This is a genomic window from Rhodococcus sp. NPDC057014, from assembly GCF_042673295.1.
Taxonomy (GTDB): Bacteria; Actinomycetota; Actinomycetes; order Mycobacteriales; family Mycobacteriaceae; genus Rhodococcus_F.
The window spans coordinates 24,678-49,121 of record NZ_JBHUSF010000013.1 but is presented as its reverse complement, the minus strand read 5'-3'; the positions used below and the strand labels follow the sequence as shown (position 1 = coordinate 49,121).

General features: G+C 62.2%; 20 protein-coding genes and 1 pseudogene. 15 read left to right on the top strand and 6 right to left on the bottom strand.

What is annotated here, in order from left to right; all coding sequences use genetic code 11:
* Nucleotides 1-79 precede the first annotated feature (79 nt).
* From ACFTZB_RS04730 to ACFTZB_RS04710, 5 genes are all read left to right on the top strand, one after another.
* Nucleotides 80-622, top strand: a complete 543-nt coding sequence (locus tag ACFTZB_RS04730) for a nuclear transport factor 2 family protein (protein ID WP_378430329.1) — start codon at nt 80-82, stop codon at nt 620-622.
* Between the two features lie 294 nt (nt 623-916).
* The gene (locus tag ACFTZB_RS04725; protein ID WP_378430328.1) at nt 917-1,207 is read left to right on the top strand and encodes an EthD family reductase; all 291 of its coding nucleotides are present in this window, start codon (nt 917-919) and stop codon (nt 1,205-1,207) included.
* A gap of 287 nt (nt 1,208-1,494) precedes the next feature.
* Nucleotides 1,495-2,457: an MBL fold metallo-hydrolase gene (locus ACFTZB_RS04720; RefSeq protein ID WP_378430327.1), complete on the top strand. Its 963-nt coding sequence runs from the start codon at nt 1,495-1,497 to the stop codon at nt 2,455-2,457.
* A gap of 34 nt (nt 2,458-2,491) precedes the next feature.
* Nucleotides 2,492-3,826: an MFS transporter gene (locus ACFTZB_RS04715; protein WP_378430326.1), complete on the top strand. Its 1,335-nt coding sequence runs from the start codon at nt 2,492-2,494 to the stop codon at nt 3,824-3,826.
* 85 nt (nt 3,827-3,911) lie between these two features.
* Nucleotides 3,912-5,315, top strand: a complete 1,404-nt coding sequence (locus tag ACFTZB_RS04710) for an MFS transporter (RefSeq protein ID WP_378430325.1) — start codon at nt 3,912-3,914, stop codon at nt 5,313-5,315.
* A gap of 2 nt (nt 5,316-5,317) precedes the next feature.
* Here ACFTZB_RS04710 and ACFTZB_RS04705 read toward each other — a convergent pair whose 3' ends face one another.
* Complete coding sequence (locus ACFTZB_RS04705; RefSeq protein WP_378430324.1) at nt 5,318-6,517, bottom strand: MFS transporter; 1,200 nt, start codon at nt 6,515-6,517, stop codon at nt 5,318-5,320.
* A 98-nt stretch (nt 6,518-6,615) separates the two neighbouring features.
* On the opposite strand from ACFTZB_RS04705, the gene ACFTZB_RS04700 reads away from it, so the two are divergent.
* The gene (locus ACFTZB_RS04700) at nt 6,616-7,026 is read left to right on the top strand and encodes a MerR family transcriptional regulator (RefSeq protein WP_378430323.1); all 411 of its coding nucleotides are present in this window, start codon (nt 6,616-6,618) and stop codon (nt 7,024-7,026) included.
* Between the two features lie 7 nt (nt 7,027-7,033).
* Here ACFTZB_RS04700 and ACFTZB_RS04695 read toward each other — a convergent pair whose 3' ends face one another.
* Complete coding sequence (locus ACFTZB_RS04695; protein WP_378430322.1) at nt 7,034-8,047, bottom strand: LLM class flavin-dependent oxidoreductase; 1,014 nt, start codon at nt 8,045-8,047, stop codon at nt 7,034-7,036.
* Nucleotides 8,048-8,314: 267 nt separating this feature from the next.
* Here ACFTZB_RS04695 and ACFTZB_RS04690 point away from each other — a divergent pair, with 267 nt between their 5' ends.
* A complete protein-coding gene (locus ACFTZB_RS04690) occupies nt 8,315-8,728 on the top strand; it encodes a LacI family DNA-binding transcriptional regulator (protein WP_378430321.1) in 414 nt (137 codons plus the stop codon).
* 929 nt (nt 8,729-9,657) lie between these two features.
* On the opposite strand, the gene ACFTZB_RS04685 is transcribed toward ACFTZB_RS04690, so the two are convergent.
* Nucleotides 9,658-9,924, bottom strand: a complete 267-nt coding sequence (locus tag ACFTZB_RS04685; protein WP_378430320.1) for a hypothetical protein — start codon at nt 9,922-9,924, stop codon at nt 9,658-9,660.
* Nucleotides 9,925-10,640: 716 nt separating this feature from the next.
* Here ACFTZB_RS04685 and ACFTZB_RS04680 point away from each other — a divergent pair.
* From ACFTZB_RS04680 to ACFTZB_RS04645, 8 genes are all read left to right on the top strand, one after another.
* Complete coding sequence (locus ACFTZB_RS04680) at nt 10,641-11,399, top strand: SDR family NAD(P)-dependent oxidoreductase (protein ID WP_378430319.1); 759 nt, start codon at nt 10,641-10,643, stop codon at nt 11,397-11,399.
* Between the two features lie 133 nt (nt 11,400-11,532).
* Nucleotides 11,533-11,907 (top strand): hypothetical protein, encoded by a 375-nt coding sequence (locus ACFTZB_RS04675; protein ID WP_378430318.1) that lies wholly within the window; start codon nt 11,533-11,535, stop codon nt 11,905-11,907.
* 46 nt (nt 11,908-11,953) lie between these two features.
* The gene (locus ACFTZB_RS04670) at nt 11,954-13,585 is read left to right on the top strand and encodes a long-chain-fatty-acid--CoA ligase (protein ID WP_378430317.1); all 1,632 of its coding nucleotides are present in this window, start codon (nt 11,954-11,956) and stop codon (nt 13,583-13,585) included.
* Nucleotides 13,586-13,835: 250 nt separating this feature from the next.
* Nucleotides 13,836-15,209, top strand: coding sequence for an MFS transporter (locus ACFTZB_RS04665; RefSeq protein WP_378430316.1), 1,374 nt, complete (start codon nt 13,836-13,838; stop codon nt 15,207-15,209).
* 26 nt (nt 15,210-15,235) lie between these two features.
* On the top strand, nt 15,236-16,396 hold the full coding sequence (locus ACFTZB_RS04660) for an acyl-CoA dehydrogenase family protein (RefSeq protein WP_378430315.1): 1,161 nt from the start codon (nt 15,236-15,238) through the stop codon (nt 16,394-16,396).
* Nucleotides 16,397-16,462: 66 nt separating this feature from the next.
* A complete protein-coding gene (locus ACFTZB_RS04655; protein WP_378430314.1) occupies nt 16,463-17,596 on the top strand; it encodes an acyl-CoA dehydrogenase family protein in 1,134 nt (377 codons plus the stop codon).
* A gap of 378 nt (nt 17,597-17,974) precedes the next feature.
* A complete protein-coding gene (locus tag ACFTZB_RS04650; protein WP_378430313.1) occupies nt 17,975-18,823 on the top strand; it encodes a 3-hydroxybutyryl-CoA dehydrogenase in 849 nt (282 codons plus the stop codon).
* Nucleotides 18,824-19,084: 261 nt separating this feature from the next.
* The gene (locus ACFTZB_RS04645) at nt 19,085-20,227 is read left to right on the top strand and encodes a thiolase family protein (protein ID WP_378430312.1); all 1,143 of its coding nucleotides are present in this window, start codon (nt 19,085-19,087) and stop codon (nt 20,225-20,227) included.
* 239 nt (nt 20,228-20,466) lie between these two features.
* Here the strand turns inward: ACFTZB_RS04645 and ACFTZB_RS04640 are convergent.
* The 3 genes and pseudogenes from ACFTZB_RS04640 to ACFTZB_RS04630 all read right to left on the bottom strand — a co-directional run.
* Nucleotides 20,467-21,632 (bottom strand): annotated as a pseudogene (locus tag ACFTZB_RS04640) (IS1380 family transposase); the annotation flags it as partial.
* A 591-nt stretch (nt 21,633-22,223) separates the two neighbouring features.
* Nucleotides 22,224-23,276, bottom strand: coding sequence for an LLM class F420-dependent oxidoreductase (locus ACFTZB_RS04635; protein WP_378430311.1), 1,053 nt, complete (start codon nt 23,274-23,276; stop codon nt 22,224-22,226).
* Nucleotides 23,277-23,349: 73 nt separating this feature from the next.
* Nucleotides 23,350-24,417, bottom strand: a complete 1,068-nt coding sequence (locus ACFTZB_RS04630; protein ID WP_378430310.1) for an NADH:flavin oxidoreductase/NADH oxidase — start codon at nt 24,415-24,417, stop codon at nt 23,350-23,352.
* Nucleotides 24,418-24,444: the final 27 nt, after the last annotated feature.

Genomic DNA, 24,444 nt, shown 5'->3' with positions numbered 1-24,444 from the left:
GCATACAACCATTCCCGCGCAGTCTGAGAATTCAGGCTGCCTTGTTCACCAAAATCAATTTTTGAAAGGGCAATCAGCAATGACGCAGTATTTGACGGATCCCGCGACGACGTCCGAAACGGTCAGTTTCGACGACTACGCGGCCGTGACGAAGCTGAAGTCTCAGTACTTTCTGTTCCTCGATACGAAACAGTGGGCCCGCCTCCGCACGGTCTTCACGAACAACACCCGATTCGATGGATTCCCCTTCACCACATCGGATCCAGACGCCTTTGTCGCGGGCGTCTCCGAATTTTTCACCGACGTCACGACGACGCACCAGGGTTTCATGCCGCAGATCGTCCCCGCGGCAGACGGTCGTCTGCGCGGTCTCTGGTCGATGCACGATTTCCTGGTCTGGCCCCAGGACAGCCGCGTCTACAAGGGCATTGAGATACCAGGAATGTATGGGATCGACGGGTACGGGTACTACGAGGAGGAGTACACGAAAACCGACGAGGGCTGGAAGATCTCGTTCATGCGACTCGCGAGGACGCGGATCATCCCGCTGGTGGGTGGGCACATCGATCCGCCCAACTACGACGTGGCCTCTCCCGACCTGACCTGGATCGATGACGCTTAGTCCAAAGGCTCACGACGAAACCCGATCACTCCAGGCGGACCTCGAGTGGCCACGCGTCGACCAGTTTCGCAGCATGTCGTCAAGCTACAGGACTTGTCGAGAAGGGGAAATCAGAATATCTCGACCGGTGAAACGCGAGGTCCGACCGGGATCGTTCACGCACATAGCCCGAGCCCGATTTCGGGTTTGGTGACACTGGGCGTGTAGGCAACCAATCCGACAGAGAGGAACAGATCAATGACAGTCAACGGTGGACCGGTCCGCACGATCGCCCTGATCGGACGGAAACCGGGTATGTCGTTCGCCGAATTCGAAGAGTACTGGCGTGAAAAGCACGGCCCCATCGCGGCGAAGGTTCCTGGCCTGATCCGCTACGTGCAGCAACACATCGTCCCGCAGGAGGGGGCCACCGAACCGGACAACGAGTTCGGCATCGATGGCCTGGCCGTTCTTGATTTCGAGAGCGCCGAGGCGAGGGAGGCCGGATGGGCCTCGGGGGCCGGCCGGGCGGCTCTGGCGGACGGCGAGAACTTCATCGGCAAGATCTCCGTGGTGGTCGTCGAAGACCACGTCGTCGCCCGGTAACGGCCGACCGGAGCTCGGAGATCGTTCTCCCGGTGCCGGTCAATGTGGTTCCACCCTTGGCAGTGATTGAACGCCCGGCATGCGTACGCGAAACGGCTTCGCCGTTGAAGTCCGGACGCGAGACCACATGGCTCGCGCAGCCACGAATGTACCGATGGTTCAGAGCACATCATCTGCGCGCGAACGATGGGTTCTAAGACATTGAGGGCGGAACGTGATCTACCTAACGTTGGGAGTGTGCATATGGCACGAGCCCTATGTGACATCACGACCGCTCGGAGAAAACAATGACCGCACCGTCCTTCGCGTCCTCTGCCGACCTCGGGGAGAAGGAACAGACCCTGGAAGTTCTCGCCGATGGCGTGTACGCGCTGACGGCCGAGGGGGATCCCAACATCGGCGCCATCGAGGGCGAGGACTTCGTGGTCTGCTTCGAGGCGCTCGCCACCCCCGTGGCCGCTCAGGACTGGCTGCGCAAGCTGCGCGAGCACACCGACAAGCCCGTCCGCTACCTGGTGCTCTCGCACTACCACGCCGTCCGCGTGCTCGGTGCGTCCGCGTTCGACGCCGAGACCATCGTGTCGCACGAGACCACCCGCGCCCTGATCGAGGAGCGTGGAAAGGAAGACTGGGCGAGCGAATTCGGCCGGATGCCGCGCCTGGCCAAGGCTGCCGACTCGGTGCCGGGCCTGACGTGGCCGACGGTGACGTTCGCGGACAAGCTGACCATCGACCTCGGCGGCGACCGCGGTGACCTGGTGCTCCAGCACTTTGGGCGCGGGCACACCGAAGGTGACGTCGTCGCGTGGCTGCCGAAGCAGAAGATTCTCTTCGCAGGCGATCTCGTGGAGGCGCAGGCCGCGCTCTACACCGGCGACGCGTTCCATCGCGACTGGTCGACCGGCACCCTGGACGCCATCAAGGCGCTGGGTGCGGAGGTCCTGATCGGTGGCCGCGGCGCCGTCTCTCACGGCCGGGAGGCCGTCGACGCGGCGATCGAGCAGACCCGTCACTTCATCGAGGTCATGCTGGCCGAGGTCGGGGCGGTGCAGCAGCGCGGCGGCACCCTGAAGGAGGCGTTCGAAGCCACCCATGCCGCACTGAACGAGCAGTACGGGCACTGGCCGATCTTCGAGCACTGCCTCCCGTTCGACGTCTCCCGGGTGTGGGACGAACTCTCCGGCATCGAACGCCCCGTCATCTGGACCGCGGAGCGTGACCGCGAGGTCTGGGACCAGCTGCAGGGCTGACCCGCCGATCCGTCTAGTCCTTCAGGAGAAACTCATGACAGCGCAGTCCGAGCACGCGGCACCCCTTTCCGGTCAGGACAGCCCGACCGGCGACGAGGCGCCTCGCTCCATTCGTCGAGTCGTCACCGGCAGCATCGTCGGCACCGTCGTCGAGTACTACGACTTCGGCATCTACGGCTACATGGCCACCGTCCTCGCCGCGCTCTTCTTCCACGGTGGGGATCCGACCGCGGCTCTGCTCGGAACCCTCGCGGCCTTCGCGGTTGCCTTCTTCCTGCGGATCCCGGGTGGGATCCTCTTCGGGCACATCGGTGACCGATACGGCCGCAAGCGGGCCCTGTCGTGGACGATCATCTTGATGTGTCTTGCCACACTGGGAATCGGGCTTCTGCCAACCTATTTCACGATCGGAATCTGGGCGACGGTTCTGCTGGTGCTGCTTCGATGCCTGCAAGGCATCGCGGCGGGCGGAGAGCTCGGCGGTGCGACGGCATTCGTGGCCGAGTCCGCACCCCGGCACAAGCGGGCGGGACTGACCTCGCTGGTCAACGTCGGAATCAACCTCGGCTCACTCGCTGCTGCCCTGACCGCGCTGGCCGTCAACTCGGCCTTCACGCCCGAGCAAATCGAGGACATGGCGTGGCGTATCCCGTTCCTGCTCAGTCTCCCCTTGGCGTTCATCGGGATCTGGATCAGGTCTCGCATGGAGGACACCCCGCAGTTCGAGGAACTGAAGGAGTCCGGTGAGGTAGCGAAGGTGCCCGCGGTCGTCCTCTTCCGGGACTGGCGACCTACCATCGTGCGGATCGCGTGCCTGTCGGCGCTGTTCACCGGCGGCCACTACGTGGTCTACGTGTACGGGCCGATCCACATGCAGACCGTCGGAGACCACACCGCACAGATGTCCTTCGCGTCGACGTGTCTGGCACTGGTCTTCGGGGCCGTGGTGATGAATGCCGCCGGACACCTCTCCGACCGGGTCGGACGGCGCCGGGTGTTCCTGGCCGCGGCGATCACGGGCCTCGTGCTACCCGTGCCGGCGTTCGCCCTCATGGGCGGAAGCTCCACGGCTGCGGCCGTCATCGGTCAGGTCATGTTGAGCATTCCGGTCTCCCTGTCCATCGGCCCGGCGTTCTCGGCTTTCGCGGAGTTGATGAGTGCCCGTGTTCGGTACAGCGGGATCTCGTTGGGGATGAACGTCGCGCAGCTCATCCTCGGCGGCACGGCGCCCTTCCTCTGTGCATGGCTGGTCGACCTGACACAGGTGTCGCTGGCACCGGCGGGATTCTTCGCGGTCTGCGCCGCACTGGTGCTGCTCGGGTCCATCCGGATGCGGGAAACCGCCGGGTCTCACCTCATGGTGGATTGATCGGCGACCACACGGCCTCGGTATCCGGGATCGGATGCCGAGGCCGGCGCCGTCGGCCACACCGCACCTCGACACCATCCGCGCGATGACGCGAACTGCCCCGCCGGACCAGGTCGAGTTCCCGGCCCGGCTGGCGCTGCTGGTGGCGGGCGCACTCTTCATCCAAATTCTCGACTCCACCATCATTGCTCCGGCTGCGCCGCAGATGGCAGCGGACTTCGGCGTCGCGCCCGTCGACATCAATCTGGCGATCACGGTCTACGTGTTCACGGTCGGCGTGCTCATCCCGATCAGTGGATGGCTGGCCGACCGTTTCGGTCCTCGGCGCGTGTTCTGCCTGGCCCTGTCAGTTTTCACCCTGGCGTCGATCCTGTGCGCGCTCGCCCCGCACCACCTGGCACTGACCGCCGCACGGGTACTCCAGGGTGCGGGAGGGGCGATGATGGTCCCGGTGGGACGTCTGGCGGTGCTCCGAACCACCGCAAAGACCGATCTCGTCCGCGCCATCGCCTACCTGACCTGGCCTGCCCTGCTGGCGCCGGTCCTCGCCCCGCTGCTCGGCGGGGCACTGACGCAATACGCCTCGTGGCGTTGGATCTTCCTGCTCAACGTCCCCCTCGGGCTGGCGGCACTTCTGGTCGGCATGCGACTGGTTCCCGACCTTCGCCCCGATGCCGTGCCGCACCTGGATTGGCGTGGTTTCGCCTTCACCGCATTCGGTGTCGCGCTCCTGCTAATCTCCCTCGAGCAGCTCGGTGCCGGAGGCGGACCCGCCGCTGCTGTCCTGTTCGCGGTGGCGGTCGTCGCATTGACGTGGGCGGTCCGGCACTTGCATCGCTGCGACCAACCCCTGCTCGAGCTTCGGGTGCTGCGCGTGCGGACCTTTCGACTCACCGCGGTTAGCGGATCGGTGTACCGAGCGGTGATCATCACTATCCCGTTCCTGTTGCCCTTGCTGTTTCAAGTGGGACTGGGGTGGTCACCGGCCCTGTCGGGGGCGGTAGTCATTGCTCTCTTCGTCGGAAACATGGCGATCAAACCCGTCACCACGCCGCTGATGCGCCGTTTCGGCATCCGCACCGTGTTGTTCTGCTCGATCGCCGTCGGAATGGGCTGCCTCGGCGCAATGGCATGCCTCACCGCGTCCACACCGATCGCGTTGGTGCTGATCCTGCTCGCGGTCAGTGGTGTCGCCCGATCGATCGGTTTTACCGCCTACAACAGCGCAGCCTTCGCCGATGTGGAACCCGAGCGGATCAATCACGCGAACACCTTGCTGTCCACACTGCAAGAACTCGGTGCCGGCCTCGGAGTCGCGGTGGGCGCCCTTCTCGTGCGACTCGGACAGAACCTTCCCCAAGTCGTCCAGGAAGGGGCAGGTCCCTATCGCCTCACCTTCGCCATATTCGCGGTCGTGATGGTGCTCCCCGCGGTGGCGGCGCTGCGGCTGCCCCGGACTGCAGGGGACGAGGTCACCGGGCGAGCCTGATATCACCCGACCTTCACCGCGCTGTCCTCCGCCTGCTCATGCAAAGTAGGAACCTGGCCGTGGATGCGTGTGCGGAGCAGGATGGACCCGGCTGCGAGTGCCGAGAACAGGAGCCCGCTTAAAAGGAGGTTCTCGGTGCCGAGTTGCGAGATCACCCATCCGCCGACCGCGGAACCGATCGCGATGCCGAGGTTGGAAAAGGAAAGGTACAAGCTGTTGCCGAAAACGGGGGCCTCGGCGCATTCAGCGCTCAGCCAGGTTTGGCTGACAATCAGTCCGCCGGAGTGGAGGACGCCCCACACGACGACGAGCGCGATCATCGGCACCGCATAGCTCCCGAAAAACTGGACCAGAGCATAGACGGCGAAGAACGCGAGCGGATACCACATGACGGTGCGGTGCACGTTCCGGTGAAGAAGTGCCGCGAGAAGGTAGTTTCCGAGTACCCCGAAGATGCCGAAGACCATCAGCAGAACTCCGGTCCAGGGGTTCGCCAGTCCGGTGACGTCATCGAGGTACTCGGCAAAGTAGCTGTACACCGCGAACATGGCGGCAAAGATGAAGACGACCGTCGAGACATTCATCCACACCTGCGGCTTGCGGAGGATGCGCAACTGCTCCCCGTAAGACAGCTTCTCGCGGACCGGCATGGTGGGCATCACCAGCACGATCCCTACGACAGCGAACGCGCTGGCCGCGGCGGCGGCGAGGAATGCAACTTCGAGATTGACTGTGCCTGCGATGAAGGACGTGATTGGCACACCCAGCACCAGGCCGATGGCGACGCCGGCGAACACTTGCGCGCTGGCCTTTGTCTTGGTTCCGGGTCTGGCCATACTGACCGCGACCGCGATGGCGACAGAAAACAGCGACGCATGAATCAGCGCTGGAATCACCCGGAAGAGGAGGGAGAGTCCGAAGTTCGTCGAGAGGGCGTAGACCACATTGGAGAGCGCGAAGACGGACATCATCGCGACGAGAACCCACTTGCGGTTGAGTCCCGAGACTGCCAGGGCGACGAATGGTCCCGCGAGCGCAACGACGAGCGCGAAAAGGCTCACCAGCAGTCCGGCGCGCGAGACGGAGATTCCGAACCGCTCACCGAATTCGGGTAGGACGCCGACGACTCCCAGTTCGGTGGTGATCGCGGAGAAGACGCTGAGACCAAGGATGAGGACGACGGATTTGTATCGGGTGTGCATGATAGAGCCTCGTTCTTGAAGGGGCAGAGATGAATGACCGGGTCTTGTCGCGTTTGACAGCGTTATACGAGCCCGGCGCGAACGGGTTAGACTGCGAGATGAGAACAAATGCTCGTTCGTTAGATCGTGAGGGTGTTGTGAAGATCGGAGAATTATCGAAACTGACGGGCGTTCCGTCCCGACTGCTTCGGTACTACGAGGAGCAGGACTTGCTTCACCCCGACCGGGGACCCAACGGGTACCGGGACTACCCCGAAGCGGCAGTCGACCGGGTCCACCGCGTTCGTGACCTACTCGACGCCGGCATCCCCACTCGCGTGATCCGGGATCTGATTCCGTGCATGCCCGGTCCCGACGACACCATTGTCGGCGACGGAAGTCCCCGGCTCGTCGCGACACTGTCCGCGGAACTCGACGACATCGATCGGCGAATTGATGTCCTGACCCGCAACCGGGACGCGATAGCCCGTTACCTGCACGCCGTCGCGGCTCTCACCAACAAACCGTGACGGGAGGTTATGCGGACAGCGGGTGTGCTCGACCCGCCTCGGCGGCAAGAAATTCGACCGCACGCAAACGCGCCTCGGCGGCGGCGACGACGGGCAGGATCATGATCTGGTCGGTTCGGTAGCGCTGGGCGAGTGCGGTGAGACCCGCATACACCCGCGGCGCGGTGCCGGCGAGCACCCGCGGTTGATTTCTGGTGATCGCCGCTTTCTCGGCGGGTGAGTATTGATGCTGGCGGGCGGTCCGTACCGAGGGGAACCGGTGCACGGGCGCCCGCCGCCCCTCCACCTGAGCCAGCCACAGGTGCACGGTCGCCGCACTCTCGCGCGCCTCGTCCTCGGTGTCCGCGACGAACACAGCGACGATGACCTCAGGTTGGTCCAGGAAGGCCGAGGGAGTGAAGCGTCGGCGGTATGCGTCGGCGGCATGAGGACCGCGGCCACTGGGATTGATGAAGTGCGCGAACACAAATCCCAGGCCTTCGGATGCTGCAAGCTCCGAGGTGTTTCCGCTCGCCCCCAGGACCCACATCTGAGGCGTCGTTTCCAGCCGTGGCCGGGCGACGACACCGGAGAACCGATGGCCGTCCGGGTACGCCCCGCTCACAAACGCCTTGAGGTCTCGGACCTTGTCCGCATAGGCAAGTTCGACGCCCTTCTCCTCGTTGAGAGCGTGCGTGATCAGGTGGTCGGCCCCCGGTGTGCGACCGAATCCCAGGTCGACTCGATTCGGGTACAGCGCTTCGATCAATTTGTAGTTCTCGGCTACCTTGATGCTGCTGTAATGCGGAAGCATCACGCCGCCGGACCCCACACGGATTCGGTCCGTCGACGCCGCCAGGTGCATCATCAGGCCTTCGGGCGCGGTGGATGCCAGCGAATCGGTGTGGTGATGCTCGGACACCCAGAAACGCTCGAAACCGAGCGCATCGGCCTGTTGCGCAAGTCGCGTTGTCGCGTTCAGGGCGTCGCGAGCGGTCTCGCCCTCGTCGACGGGGGAGTAGTCCAGAATGCTCAGACGCATCGCGAACCTCTCTGTGCTCCGGGAATCGACGTGCTCGAATTCCCCAAGGACAACGCTAAACCTTCACATAGATGAGAAGGTCAAACCGAAGTGTCCTACCGCACAACGCGACTGCGCAGTGACCGCTGCGACGAATCCTGTCCGTGACAGTGTCCGGACGGGCGGCGCGACTTCACTTTCTTGGGCATCGCGCCCTCCGGGCGGCCATAACCCCGGGGGAGGTGTCCGTGGAGTACATGCAATGGCAATCGATTGCCAACATTTGCCATGCCCGGAACGTCCGAAAGCGGAGCTATGAAGAACACAGACCGGCACGCCGGCACGTCCGAGAGGGTTCCGACTCTCGCCGATGTGGCCAGGGAGGCGGGGGTGGTGATTTCCACTGCGTCGCGGTCGTTCACAAATCCACCGCGGGTCAATGCCCGCACCCGTGAGCGGATCGTCGAGGCCGCCGATCGGTTGGGGTACCGGCCCAATGCCCTTGCGCGGGCGCTCGAGTCCGGTCGGACACGCACCGTCGGGCTGGTAGTTTCCGACATCACCAATCCTCACTTCTTCGGGGTTGACCTTCGGATCCGACTTCTGCACACCCCCGCTGACCACCTTGGCCGGACCGCTCGAGATGGTCGGGCGCTCCGCCGTGGATCTCGTTCTAGCGGCCGGCAGGACGAACCGCGATGAGCTGACTCCACAATTGACAGCACCTGCGCATCTGGTGATCCGATCGACCACCGGTCCAGCCCTCTCGCGCGACTAAGGTCCCTCGCGTCAACGCAAACCCGAAAGAACCTGAAATACCGTTGGGCAACTTGTTTCGTCCCGCGACCAGAATCCCGCACCGACCGGGCGCCCGTGAGTTAGGCCGTCAATTCCTCGTGCGGCTGAAGTGCATCGGGCCCGGGACCGACCACCGTCGCTGGTGGCCGACAACGGAGCCTGGGCCTGGCTGCATGCCTACCCTCCGCGAGGTCTCTGGCACCGACAATCATCCGCCGCGCTGCAGGGTCTCGGGCCGCGCCGATATGGCGCGGCCCCGACAACGATTACCGGTCCCGGAAGCTCTGCAGGGCACGGTACGTCCCTGACACCCTGGTACGTGGCGTGGTCAGTCCTCACCGCAACCGACAGAAAACCAACCACCGAGCGATCGCTCAAGTCGGGGCATGCCAATCTCGGAGACCGCACTACGATCGCAGCGGGTCTCTCGCAATGAGAGCGGATCTGACACTTACCGTGAGATTCCCCCACGTGTCGAGACCGTACAACCCAGCGCAGGTCAGCAAGAACTCCGACATTCATGGCCGGTACAGCCGAGCCTTGGAGGAGTGCGGAGGCGTAGGTGTCGCGGTCGCAGACGATGAATTGGCATCAGGATCTGGTCGGGTAGGTGCCAGTCGGAGACGTCGACGATCCCCGACCGGACATGGCGGTGATCGAGCAGCGACGAGCCGGAGAAGAAGCCTTGCTCACCCATCAGCTCCTCGTAATACAACCCGCCGTCGAAGGTGTTGGGTGGGTATCGGCAGGACGGACCGAAGCTGCCGAGCACCAGCACGAATCTCGTTCCGGCTGAGTCACGCCGGGCAGCGGACGGCCCGGGGCTGGCCTTATTACAGGCGGGCCCGACGCGCGCACTCGACGCTGAGCAGGCTGAGCGCCCCGATGACGACGACGGCATACGCGGCGGACCCGGTGGCGTCGATGATCACCCCGAGCATCGGGGCCGCGATCACGGCGCCGATGTTACTGACGGTGACGATCATCCCGCTCACCTGGTCGCTGGCCTTGGGTTGAGAGAGCTCAGCCGCCCAGGCCCAGTAGGTGCCCCCGTAGAGGGAGGCAGCGAGGAACATCACGGCTGCTGGCTGCGACAGCACCCGGCCTGAGTCGCGCACAGCCTCAGGAATGTCTGTAGGCGAGCGCCTCGAGGTCCCCTTAAGTCAATCTGAGTTCCTCATATTCTGAAGTACGCCGCAGCGCGAATGTTCGACATTGACGGTACTGAATTCTTGGTCCTATGATGTCTATCACTAGACTGGCTGCGGGGAGTGGTTCGACACAAGCGCGCGAGAGGGAACCTCATGACAACACCACCTGTTTCGGGTGCGGTGGCAGCTTCACACGTGGTGGCGAGTCTCGTTGGTTCGGCGGGTTGGCTCTTCCTCCCCGTCGCCGTCCTGTCCGCTGCCATAGTCGTGTTTGGGCAAGCCTCTGCCCCGGCTCTCATTTCGCCGGCGCGCGCCTCGGCGACTTCTCGGCGCCTACGGTGCCGAACCTGTGTCGCCGTCATAGACGGCGCGTCTCGTGGCAGGTTCAATCCGGCAATCGCAGCGTCACCGCCGTGACTTCAACACGCTGAACACGCGACTGTCGAGAAGCTCATCCGCTACGACGATCTGCAACAGATACCTGTAGTGCGGCGTAGCACTCGGCAATTCGAGTAAGACGGCAGATCGATCGTCGTTCACGGCAGGCGCTAGCGGCGCCCCAAGATTCCAATCAAGTAGGCACTGGTGGTCACCTTCGAAGAAGTGATCAGACCACTGTGTCCTTGTTCTGCAGATGACAGATTCGACCAAGGAGATACAACAACATGAACAGACGACCTGTAGCGGTAGTAACCGGAGGCACAGGCGGAGTGGGTCAGGCGGTCTGCACTGGACTGGCGAGTCAGGGGTACGACATTGCCTTCACGTACCACAGAAATGAGGAAGGCGCACGAACTCTAGCCAAGGAAATCGCGAATCTTGATGCAGAGAACCACTTCGACAATCCGGATCTGTCGATACCACTGCAGGCAGACCGTTTCATTGGCGATGTCATGGAAAAATTCCACCAGGTCGATGCAGTAGTGCATGCGTCCGGCCCATACGTCGATCAAAGATTCGTGAGTACTTTTACCTCTGAGCAGTTCGACCGACACGTTCGGCAGGAGCTCACGGCGTTCTTCGAGCTCGTGCGGGTGACGCTTCCTCATCTCCGCGTCTCCGGTGGCTCGGTAACGGCAGTGACAACCATGGCACTTCGCAAGTTTCCGGCGAGGGATGCACTGTCCTCGATACCGAAGGGGGGCATCGAAGCTCTCATCCACGCACTTGCTGTGGAAGAAGGCCGCTATGGAATTCGAGCCAACGCCGTTGGGCCCGGAGTCCTGGCCGATGGAATGGGTGTGAATCTGGCTGCGACCGGCGATGTCCCGCCTGAAATGCGCGCGAAGGTTGAGCGTGAGATTCCGTTGCGACGCTTGGGTTCCGGTGCAGATGTCGCCCAGATGGTCTGCTTTCTCGCATCGAAGTCGGCGAGCTATGTCACCGGTCAGGTGATCGATGTCGATGGCGGTTACAGCTTATAGCCGTCAGTGCTGTGGTAGTCCGCGCGTCGATGAATTGCTGGCACCTTGTCAGGTGTCATGCCTGGCGAATTCATAGCTCCAGAGTGCGTTGCGATCCAGGACGCAGAACCTCTACTTCTCAGAAGGATGGAACATGTCAGGTTCGGGTACGCTGATCGTCTTCGCTGCTGCGACGCCAGGTTTGCAGTCGGAGTTTCGACGCTGGTACGACGAAGTCCATATTCCTGAAGTTCGGGCCGCCTACCCGGAACTGTCATCGGTCGAGCGCTACGACCTGACGCCGTCACCACAATTCGGCTCCTGTACTGGCTGGAGCTCTGTAGCGGTTTACTCGGTTGTGGGTGATCCCACCGAGGTCTGGTCGAGAATTTTGGCTGACGCTTCTCTCGGCAGATCCAGAAGTTTCGACTATGGGTCTGTGAGGGTGATTCCGCAGAACTGCAATCCATATCACGAGGCCGATGAGGCGCAGAACGTCAGCCATGGCAACGGACACGGCTTGCTCTGAGATCTAGGCACCCGAGCCGCTCTGAAAGACATACACGTCCTGACAAGTGACGTCGCAGAATCGAGAGAAGGAAGTGTTCGCGATGGAAGGTTCGCCTTCTTCGGCCGCAGGACTTGCAGGCCAGATGATGGAACAACCCCTGCTGTTGTCGTCAATCGTCGACCGCGCGGGAAAGATGTTCGCTGACCAAGAGGTTGTCGAATACAGCCCCTCCGGTGTAACCCGAGTGAAAGTGGGTGAGGTCGTCGCCCGCGCTCGCCGCCTTGCCTCCGCGCTGGATGCTTTGGGGATTCAACCAGGCGATCGAATCGCCACACTCGCGTGGAACTCGTCGCGCCACATCGAACTCTTCCTCGGAGTGCCATCGATGGGAGCGGTTCTCGTTCCCCTGAATGTCCGTCTCCACGCAAACGATCTCGAATACATTGTGCGCGACTCCGCGCCGCGCGCACTGTTCGTCGACGCATCCTTGGTGGAGCGCTTACCTGAGGCAGCCAAGGCAGTGGATCGCATCATCATCATGGATGATGGCGGTGCGCGGGCAGACGCTGTTGCCAATGCACTCGACTACGAAAGTCTCATACTTTCGGGTGATCCCGACCACGAGTTCGGGACTTTCCCCGAACGTTCTGCCTCAACGATCTGCTACACCAGCGGCACTACGAGTAAACCAAAGGGAGTGGTGTACAGCCACCGATCGACCGTTCTGCACACGCTGCTCGAAAGTTTGCCTGACTATTACAATATTAGTGAGCATGATGTGATCCTGCCGATTGCACCATTGTTTCACGGAAACGCCTGGGGATTGCCTTACGCTGCCTTGATGGCGGGGGCGCGTCTGGTTTTGCCGGGCTCGTTGAGGTCCCCGCAGGAGATCGTAAACATGATCGCGGAGCAGGGGGTCACCTTTGCGGGTGCAATCGTCAGCATCTGGCACGACATCTCGAAGCTTCCTAACCTCCCGGAGCTGCCGAGCCTGCGAATGGCTGTCGCCGGCGGTGCCGCCGTCTCGACTGCGATGATTCGTCGGTTTGACGAGTTGGGTATCCCGCTCGTGCAGGGGTTCGGGTTGACGGAGACAAATCCGCTCTTGTCGATAGGCGCTGTTCCGGCACGCTCGAGCGCACGAGGAGACGATCTGTTGGCCATCCGGTCATCGCTGGGCCGTCCTCTCCCGCTGGTACAGACAGCAGTCGACGATGAAGTCGGAGGTGAGCTTCTTTTGCGTGGGCCCACCATCGCCTCTGGGTACTACAACGTCGCCGATACGGAGCGATTCACCGCCGACGGATGGATGCGCACTGGCGATATCGTCCAGATTTCAGATGATGGCGTGATGAAGATCGTCGATCGGAAGAAGGACCTCGTGAAGTCAGGGGGAGAATGGATTCCGTCGATAGAGTTGGAGGGTGCGATTGTCGCGCACCCAGAAGTTTTGGAGGCGGCTGTCGTTGCGGTTCCTGACCCTCGTTGGAGTGAGCGTCCATTCGCCTTCGTGGTGCCGAAGGACGGCTGCGCCTTGGAGGCCACTGCACTCCGTGAGTACCTGCTAACCAAAGTTGCACGGTGGTGGGTGCCAGAGCGGATCGAAATTATTGCCGAGATCCCGAGGACACCCGGAGGGAAGTCGGATAAGCGCTCGATGCGCACGCGTGCCGAAGCGATCGTCACACCCTGACCCTCTCCGGGCCTAGCGGTCAGGACGTCAGCTATCTCCATTGGCTCGTCCCGATTCAAGGATGGAATGACACCAGCCGACGGGTCGCAGCTTCAGAACTCTTTGGTGAATGTCCAACATTGACGCTATCGAAGTTTGCGGGCTAAACTGCATAAACGGCGCGGTGATGTAGGACACACCGCTTTTGCATGCATGAGGGACATCACCAATCACCCCTCGATCCACCTACCTCCCTGATTCGAGGAAGCCCATGGTCACATCCGAGACCCGACCGTCTGAGGTCAAAATTGCTCGTGTCGCCGGCGCCAGCTTGGTCGGTACGACGATCGAGTTCTTCGACTTCTTCATCTTCGGAACCGCGTCAGCGCTGATCTTCAACAAGATCTTCTTCCCCTCGCTGAATCCGTACGCCGGTACCCTCGCCGCGTTCGCGACGTTCGGCGTAGCTTTTGCAGCCCGTCCCCTGGGTGCGTTGATCTTCGGTCACTTCGGTGACCGAGTTGGCCGGAAGGCCATGCTGGTTACGAGTCTGCTCCTCATGGGGATCGGCACTCTTTGTGTGGGACTGCTCCCGACGTATGCCCAAATTGGAATCCTAGCTCCCCTTCTCCTGGTCGTATGCCGACTCGTCCAGGGACTTGCACTTGGCGGCGAGTGGGGCGGCGCAGTTCTGATGGCTGTTGAACATGCACCGAAGCAACGGCGTGCCTTCTATGGGAGTTGGCCGCAGATGGGCGTGCCCCTCGGGCTCGTTCTGGCAACCGGAATCTTTTGGGTTGTTCAGCAGCTTTCTGACGACCAACTCATGTCTTGGGGATGGCGGGTGCCCTTCCTGGCAAGCGGCTTGATGATCGCCGTCGGCTTGTACATTCGCCTAAAGATCGAAGACAGCCCGGCATTCAAGGCTGTCCAGCAATCTGGCAGTCAGGAGCGTTTTCCAGCGCTCGCGGTCATCCGCACGGCGTGGAGAGGGGTCCTGATCGGGGCGATGGCAACCGCGGCAGGAAATGTGCCGTTCTACATTGCAACGGTCTACGCGCTCAAATGGGGCGCAGACAACGGGTTAGACCGAGGCACAATGCTCATCGCAATGTGCGTGGCGGCGATCGTGCAGGCAGTCACGATTCCACTGGTTGCAGTGTATTGCGATCGCCTGGGTCGGCGTCCCGTCATTCTTACCGGTTGCGTCTTCACCGCCGTCTGCGCCTTCCCGTTCTTCTGGCTTCTCGAGATGGGCACTCTCGGCGCCGCCCTTGCCGCGATGCTCCTTGCTCTGCCGTTGTGCAGCGCGCTGGTCTACTCGCCGCTTGCAGCCTTCCTACCCGAGCTCTTCCCAACCCAGCTGCGGTACAGCGGCTCCGGTATGGGTTACACCTTGGGAGCCCTGCTCTTTAGTGCGCCGGCACCGTTCATTGCAGCCGCCTTGGTGAACTCTTTCGATGCCACCTGGCCGTTGTCCGTCTTCATCATCGTTGCCGCAGCTATCTCGTTTACAGGTGTTGCATTGGCGCGAGAGTCGCGAGGTGATGACATCGACTGGATCGCCGATACATCGATCGAACCTGTTCCAGAGGGATCTACAACTGGAACGAACGAGATGAATCTACGTGGTGCTCAGGCCTGAAAGCTTGAGCGCGCTAAGGAGCAATAATGATGGACGGTTCGTCGATACGCCTGGCAGAGCAATTTCGATCGGTGTTTCTCAATAAGATCGATCCGGAGATCAGAGAGCGATGTCGAGAAGAGACTACAAAGTATCCAGAGGATATCGTTGCCGTGCAGCGTGTTCTGAACGAGCATGGCCTGGCGGTTCCTCACTGGCCGACCGAATGGGGTGGACGCAATTGGACGCCCTGGGAACATCATTTGCTCATGAGAGAAATGGGCCGCGCTGGGGTGCCGGAGCCATTGACGTTTAATGTCGACATGATAGGTCCGGTCATTGCTCGTTTTGGTACCGAAGAGCAGAAGGCCCGATTCTTAGGGCCGACTGCAAACCTTGACATCTGGTGGTGTCAGGGTTTCTCGGAGCCGGACGCCGGTTCTGATCTTGCGGCGTTGCGAACCCGAGCGGAGTTGCACGGTGATCATTTCGTAGTAAACGGCCAAAAGGCGTGGACCACGTACGCTCAGCACGCTGATTGGATGTTTGCGCTTGTCAGGACCGACGGCAATGCCGTAAAGAAGCAGGCGGGGATCAGCCTGATTCTGATCGATATGTCTTCTCCCGGCGTCGAAGTTCGCCCCATCAGGTTGATCGATGGCAGCCATGAGGTGAACGAGGTATTCCTGACCGACGTCAAAGTGCCCAGGGAGAATATTGTAGGGGACCTCAACTCGGGCTGGTCGTATGCCAAGTTCTTGTTGAGCAATGAGCGCGCGCGAATTGCGCGGGTAGGGGTCACACGGAGCAAAATCGAGCGAATTAAGCGCCTTGCCGGTGAGGACTTAGGCGACGGCAGGGGATTGCTCGAAGATCGATTTTTTCGGCGTCGCGTAGCCGAGATCGAAAACCAGCTCATGGCGCTTGAGTCCGCCGAGATTCGAGCTATTTCGGAAACCGATTTCGACGGACCCGGCTGCGGGCCCATTTTGAAACTGGTTGGTAGCCAGCTGCAGACCCGGTCGGCCGAGTTGCTGATGGACGTCGCGGGTCGTTATGGGATGGTCTCCGAGGGCCCCGAAAAGCTCGCACCGCTTTGGTCACAACGGTCTAGTTTGGAATACTTGGCCTGGCGAAAGGTCGAGATTTACGGTGGATCCACCGAAGTACAACGGATGCTCATTGCTTCGCAACTGCTTGGTGCTTGATCGCGCGGCCGTGGCATGTGGACGTTTGCTCCCCGAACCCCGCACTAATACTGCGAAGGACAAAGCGTGAACCTCGAATTGACTGCAGACCAGATTGCGTTGCGCGAAGCAACCAGGGATTTCTTGACTCGTCAACCTGACTTCGATATCAGAGAATCGACTGCCAAGCCCCAAAGGCGATGGCGGATTTCCACATGGGAGGCCCTCGGAGACCTCGGGGTGCAGGGATTGTGCATGCCGACGCAGTTCGGTGGTTCGGGTCTCGGGCCCGTTGAAGCAGTGATGATTGCCGAGGAGCTCGGGCGAGCGCTGGCACCTGAGCCCGTCGTCGAATGCGCTATGGTACCGGCAGAGGCACTTTGCCGTGCTGCTGGAGAGGAGCAGTGCGAGCGACTTCTGCCCTCAATTGCGTCAGGTGACGTACTGGCCGTTATCGCTCGCCCCGATGGCCCCTATTCTGTTCCGACGATCAATGCGTGGCGAGAGTCGGACGAATTCTTCGTGTCGGGGACGGCTCCGTTGGTGAGAAACGCGCAATCCGTCAACCTGCTCGTGGTCCCCGCTGTTCTTGACGACAAAGTGTCGTTTCTGTTGGTCGATCCTATCCAACCGGGTGTTCAGCGCACGGCTTACCTTTCACACGACCAAAGTCAGGGTGCAACGATCTGCTTTGATCGTGCGATCGCGGAGCTTATGCCGGCCGGTTCGGACGAGGTGTTGCGTACGGTTGTGGCCTTTCATCAAACTGCGCTTTGCTCGGAGGCGGTGGGCGTCATGGACACCGCACTGAAGACCACGGTGGAGTACCTGCAGCAGCGTAGACAGTTCGGTTCTCTGTTGGCCGATTTTCAGGCGCTCTCCCACCGGGCCGCTGAAATGTATGTATCAGTTGAACTCGCCCGCAGCATTACGCGTTATGCGAGTGTGGTCATAGGGCTCGATTCGATCGACGCGGATGAGCACCTCGCATCACGTTCCGCTGTCCAGGTCTGCCGCGCCATCCGTCAGATCGCCGAAACCTGTATCCACATGCACGGGGGAATCGGTGTCACCGAGGAACATCCAATTGGCAGACTAGCTGCTCGACTTATTGCGATTGAGCAGCAACTCGGGGGGATCGACTACCACCTCGACGTTCTGGCCGATTCCGTCAAGCCGGACCGGTCACCGGCAATCAGTGATGTCGAACTCGCGCTGTGAGAGAACATGAGGTGTTCCAGGTGAATGTGGCATCCGGTGCGGTGGAGGAGTCAGACTCTGCTGTGGCGGTTGATCTATTCCAATGCGTCCCGTAAGCCGGTACGCGGTGACACGGCGTTGCTCTCGCCACGTTGACAGTGCTGGCGACTGGGACGTGCATCACCCTTATGGGGGACTCGCCTTCGGTGGCGTCGCCCATCGGATAGCGAAGGTGCCGATGGGCGCTGTTGAGACAGCGCTCGCAAGAATTCTGAACGAACGGTGTATCCATCCCTCGTTGGATGCTCGTCAACTAGTTGCTGGGGCAGGGCCCTTCGCCGTAGTTCCTGAGGGGACGGACGGGGGCCGCTGACAGTGTTTGGATCGAAAGGAATTGGGATGGAGTTGATCGGAGTGATCGGCGGCGGCACCATGGGTGCCGGAATCGCCGAGGTATGCGCGAGGGCCGGGAGCGAGGTCCTGGTGCTTGAGACGAGGCAGGAGTTCGCGGAGGCCGCGAGCGCGCGGGTCGTGGCGTCGATCTCCCGCGGTGTCGCAAAGGGCAAGATCAGGCAGGAGGACGCCGACGCGGCTATCTCTCGGGTGCGGGTTACCCTCGACATCGGGGAATTCGCCGACCGCGACCTGGTCATCGAGGCCGCCCCGGAGATCGAGGCGCTCAAGTACGAGATCTTCGGCAAGCTCGACGAGATCGTCAAGCCGTCCGGCATCCTGGCAACCAACACCTCCTCGATCCCGGTGATCAAGGTCGCGCGCGCCACCACGCGTCCCGAGCACGTCGTAGGTATGCACTTTTTCAACCCGGTGCCGGTAATGCCGTTGGTGGAGATCATCTCCACCCTGGTCACCTCCCCGGAGTCGGCGGCCGCGGTCACCGACTACGCCATGAACACCCTGCGCAAGATCACCGTGCAAGCCGGTGACCGGTCCGGGTTCATCGTCAACGCGCTACTTGTACCGTACCTGTGCTCGGCGATCCGCATGTTCGAATCGGGCTACGCGTCCGCCGAAGACATCGATGCCGCAATGAAGGGTGGCTGCGGCTACCCGATGGGCCCGCTGACCTTGCTTGACAGTCTCGGCCTCGACGTCGCTCTCGCGACAACCGAGACGCTGTATGCCGAATTCGCCGAACCGCACTACGCCCCACCGGCGCTGCTGCGCCGCATGGTCGAAGCTGGCCGCCTCGGCCGCAAGACCGGGCGTGGCTTCTACAACTACACCTGAGACTGCAATTGTTCGGCATATCGGCTGGCTGAGAAGGCGAAGGTTCGTCTTCAAATCCTTCGGTAGGCTGCTCTGGCACATCGATCGGTTTGTCAAGGAGTGAGGCGGGCACTTCGTGGCGACTCAAGGTTTCTCGGCGATGGTTGTGGCCCAGGCAGTCGGCCAGACGACCACGGACACCGGAACTGTGACTCTCAGTTTGACCACGGCGTCAGCACCAGACTGACGCCGTCCTAACCTCAGATCAGGAATGAGATACGCATGAATGACGCAGTAATCATTGGCGCGGTTCGTACACCGGTCGGGAAGCGAGGCGGGGGCCTTTCGGAGACGCACCCCGCTGACCTCTCCGCGCACGTCCTTAACAGTCTCATTGATCGAAGCGGGATCAACCCGGCGGAGGTTGACGACGTCGTCTGGGGTTGCGTAAGCCAATTCGGAGAACAATCCTTCGATATTGCGCGTACCGCCGTGCTCTCGGCAGGTTGGCCGGAATCAGTGCCTGGAACCACTGTGGATCGTCAGTGTGGATCTTCACAGCAGGCTGTTCATTTCGGCGCCGCTGGATTGATCGCAGGGCATTACGACGCGGTCGTCGTTGGTGGCGTTGAAAGCATGTCAAGGGTTCCGATGGGCTCGGCGACCGCCGGGGGCAGCCCGTTCGGCGAGGGGTACGTCGCGCGTTACGGCGACGAGTTTCCGAACCAGGGTGTCGGCGCGGAGATGATCGCAGATCAGTGGAATCTGTCGCGAATGCAGCTCGACGAGTTCGCGTTGGAGTCGCACGCCCGCGCCGCTGCAGCTGTAGATGAAGGATTATTTGGCCGCGAGGTCACGTCGGTAACTGTGAAAGGCAAGGAAGTATCCAACGACGAAGGAATCCGCCGCAACGGCACCCTCGATAAGCTGGGTGCGCTTCGCCCCGTGTTTCGTGAAGATGGTCGGATCACCGCAGGCAACTCCTCTCAGATCTCCGACGGTTCAGCTGGACTGCTGCTCACGACATCCGAGGTAGCGGCCCGCATGGGCGTAAAGCCGCTGGCGCGCATCCATACGGCGGTCGTTGCCGGATCGGCACCGATGCCGATGCTTACAGGGCCAATTCCCGCTACGCACAAGGCGTTGGCCAAGTCGGGCCTAGCACTTAGTGACATTGGGGTATTCGAGGTAAACGAGGCCTTCGCGTCTGTGCCGCTCGCGTGGGCGAGCGAGTTCGGGGTGGACCTGTCACTTGTCAATCCTCGCGGTGGCGCAATCGCCCTGGGACATCCATTGGGTGGGTCTGGCGCAAGAATCATGACGACGATGCTGCACCATATGCTCGACGAGCAGATTCGATACGGTTTGCAGACCATGTGTGAGGGTGGTGGCCAGGCAAATGCCACCGTAGTCGAGCTTCTCTGATTCGAAGATGGTCGCTCTTGGACGCGGCGGCGGTCGCGAACTGCCGGGCATGGTGGCGGGGACGAAAAGCCAGGAGCAGGCGTGATCGCGCTGATCGGCGTTCTCGACAAGGTCGGGAGGATGGAGAGGGCGGTGTCGGTCATGAACCGTGTGCTGGGTCGGCCCTCCCCGGGGTGCTGAGGGCCGAGGGTGGCAGGCCGATGAGGGTGCCGATGCCGACGACGGGGCCGAACATCATTCATCTGCATCCACGCTGTCAGCTCGACGGCGAGGGCTACGACCACGAGCCAGATCTGATTCTGCGCGAAGCCGTGTAGCGGCAGGTTCCTCAGTGTGGTGTCCTTGGCTGTGCGGATGCGATCCCCGCAGCGGGCGCGGCGCCGGTGCCGCAACTCCAGAGCGGCCAGTTGACCGCGAGCGGCGTTGGTGACGAACGCGGCCAACCGCAGCCCGTTGACGTCGGTGAACCGCAGCTGCGCACCCGGGTGCGGGCGTTCCTTCCTGACGATCACCCGCATCCCGGCCGGACAGCCGGACAGGTCGAGGACGTCGGCGGCCTCGACCACCCGCGCGCCATCGCGAGGGTGGCCGTCGGCGTTGTAGGCGGGTGTCCACGCGGGCGCGGGGATGTCGTCGAGGCGGTGACCATCTGGTCGGTGAGCCCGAACCCGACCGAGTACGACAGCTTCTGGCGTTCGAGGTAGTCGACGAATGCGTGGGTGCCGCCGGCACCGACGGCGGTCGATCAGGACCTTGCGGCCGACGCGGCCACCTTTGGCGGTGAAGGGCAACTGTCGCAGGCATTCCCGTGCGAGTTCGATGTGATCGGCGGCAGTGTTCGAGCCGGCATTGCCCGGGCCAGCATCGGGTCCGTGGTCGACGAACCCGCACAGCGGATGGAAGCCGAAACCACGTTTGTAGATCGGGGCGGCTTCCTCCTTCTCCGAGTGTGCGGTGACCAGGGTGGCGTCAAGGTCGATGATCAACGGGTTCTCGGCGTCGATCTCGTGGTCGGGCGCAGCGGAACTGGCGTGAGACCAGGGGCGGGCGCGGGCCGTCGCTCGTGCGGTGTTGATCGCGGACAACGCCTTCGGAACATTTGATCAGCCGGGAAACGGTCGGGTCCGATGCCTTGCCGAAGACTGCGAATTCCTCGCGCAGGACAGCGATGTCGGCGAGACAGTCCCTGCCGACCGCGGTTGACGCAGCGAGGTCGAGCAGGATCTTGCCTGGATCGTGGGTCGCCAGAGGCCGTGCGCCACGGCGCCAGCGCCGTCGACAAGGTGGCGGACAGGCCCGTCTTCTTGGCGGTCCGCAGCAGCGTGACCGCTCCACCCTGCGACACGACACCCGTTCCCGTGGTGTCGACAGACAGCGACGGGTAGGGACCAGTAGACTTCATCACCCGACAGGTGCTCCTCGAACTCGCACGAACATGACCCTCAGCAAGTCATATTCTTGCAGTTCAGAGCACCATTCTTTCCGAGCGAAACAGGCCCACTCCCGGTTCAGTGTGAAAGCGCGAGGCTAGGCCATTATCCGGTGCGGCTCGGCGTCATGGGGGTCCAGCGACACCGCTGCACGTGGCTCGACCACGAAGCGAGCCCATATTTTTCACCGGATTCACCCTTGACTCTTTGGCCGCCCTGCGTCCTTCTTCGGCCGTCGTCTCCAGTGGGGAGGTCGGAACGACACCATGCCAAGCCGACGGAGACCACAACCCCTGCCGCAACCATGATTCTGGGATTTCTTATACCTCTGACAGTTCTTGCTGCACACGGGAGTCCAGGGATAGTGGCACAGCGGTGCACGTGCGCGCGCGACTGTCCAACGGGACCATATGGATGGGTCGAGTTGCTGACTACTCGCCGGATCACGAGGTAATAGATTGTTTCGAACATTGCCTCGACACGCTCGACGATGCTCTTCAGCAGGAGCGGTTCGTCCATCATCGTCGACGGAAACATGATCTCGTCCTGTTCCGTCCACGTAGTAGTCATCCTGCGATCCCTGATCTTTCCCATGCACGTACTGCGGTTCGCAGAACATGGATCTGCGTCTCCAGTGGAGCGGTGTCGTTCATGATCTTGAGAGCGAGCGTTGTCACCCCGGCGGCGGCGAAATCCTTCATCCGCTGGGCGATGCGGTCTTGGGTTCCGACCAGTGAGGTCCGGTCGATCAGGTCCCGAGGGACCGCCGCGCACGCGCCCGCCTTGTCGTTTCCGAGGTACCGGTCCTGAATGATTCCGGCTTCCTCCTCGAAGCCCATCTTGATCGCGGTCTCGTTGTAGTAGTTTTTCGCGCGGCTCCCCATGCCGCCGACGTAGAGCGCGACGTATTCGCGAACCTGGTCCGCTGCGGTATCCAACGACTCGTCGACGGAAATCGGAACCGTTGCCACTACATCGAATCCGTCCAGGTCCTTGCCGCTCGCGCGTCGCCCGGACCGGATCCGCGACAGGGCGTCGTCGGATTGGTCCGGGGAGTAGAACAATGCGTGCCATCCGTCGGCGATCTCGCCGGCAAGTTCGATCGCCTTCGGCCCAGTTGCAGCGAGGTACAACGGGATGTGTTCGCGCCGAGGATGAATGATCAACTTGAGCGGTTTCCCTGGACCGTCGGGCAACGGGAGCGGATAGTAGCATCCATCGGAAGTGACCCGGTCGCGGCGCCACACCTGTTCGAGGATGTTGACATACTCGCGGATCCGGGTCAGCGGTCGATCGGACCGGACCCCGTGCCAGCCCTCGGTGACCTGCGGCCCGGACGGTCCGAGCCCCAGCCGGAACCGGCCGCTCGACAACAGGTCCAACGTCGCCGCGGTCATCGCGGTCATCGCCGGTGTCCGGGCGGGGGTCTGCATGATCGAACTGCCGAGATCGATGGTCGACGTGTGTGCTGCGAGCCAGCCGAGGACCGACACAGCATCGGAACCGTAGGCTTCAGCGGCCCAGCACACCGAGAAGCCGATTCGTTCGGCTTCCTTCGCCAACTCGAGGCTGTGTGGATTCGAGAGAAAGTCCTGTCCGAAGTTCAGGCCGAGTTTCATACGCGGTCGTCCTTTCGTGGCGGGACCGGTATGACCGTGCGAACGGAGCACGGGCGGTCGAACGAGCGTATCGTCACGGGACGTTTCCGCGGTATTTGGCGGACCGGTACTGATCAGGCCAGTGCACGAGGTCTTCGACGCCGAGTTCCTTGGCCGCCCGCAGCGGCCACATCGGATCGCGCAGGAGGTTGCGACCGATGAACACTGCGTCGGCCGCCCCGTCCGCGAGAGTCTGTTCCGCCTGCGAAGATTCGTTTATCAGGCCGACCGCTGCGACGGGGATCCCGGTGGCTTCCCGTATCCGGCGGGCGAACGGGACCTGGTATCCCGGGCCCACCGGAATGACCTGATCCGGCGTCAGTCCACCGCTCGACACGTCGATCAGGTCGATGCCCGAGCCCTGCAGGCTCTCGATCAGTGCGATGCTCTCCTCGATATCCCAGCCGCCGTCGACCCAGTCCGTCGCCGAGATCCGGAGGAACAACGGAAGGTGTTGCGGCCACGCGTCCCGCACGGCCGCAACGATCTCTCGGAGCAGCCGGCTGCGTCCGGCGAGGTCGCCGCCGTACTCGTCGGTGCGGGTGTTGCTCAACGGCGAGAGGAACTGATGAATGAGATAGCCGTGAGCAGCGTGGATCTCGACGACTTCGAACCCTGCAGTGTTGGCGCGGCGTGTCGCGGCGGCGAAGTCGGCAACGACCTGAGTGATGTCCGCGTGAGACATCGCGCGGGGGACTGTCATGTCTCCCCAGGAAAGTGCCGACGGCCCGACCGTCTGCCACCCCCCTGCCTCTGGTGGGACCGTGGCGTACGCAGGACGTTCCCACGGAGGCGGCGTCGAAGCCTTACGGCCGGCGTGTGCCAGCTGAATGGCAGGGGTCGAGCCCTGATCGATGATGAATCGCGTGATCCGGGCAAACGCGGCCTTCTGCTCGTCGTCCCACAGGCCGAGGCAGCCGGGGCTGATCCGCCCCTCCGGGTTCACAGCGGTCGCTTCGGTCATGACGAGGCCTGAACGGCCCTTGGCGAATCCGCCGAGATGCACCAGGTGCCAGTCGTTGGGGACGCCGTCGACGGCGGAATACTGGCACATGGGTGCGACCCAGAGGCGATTGGGGGCGGTGACGCCCCGGATCGTCATCGGCGCGAATAGGCGGACGTTTCGGCT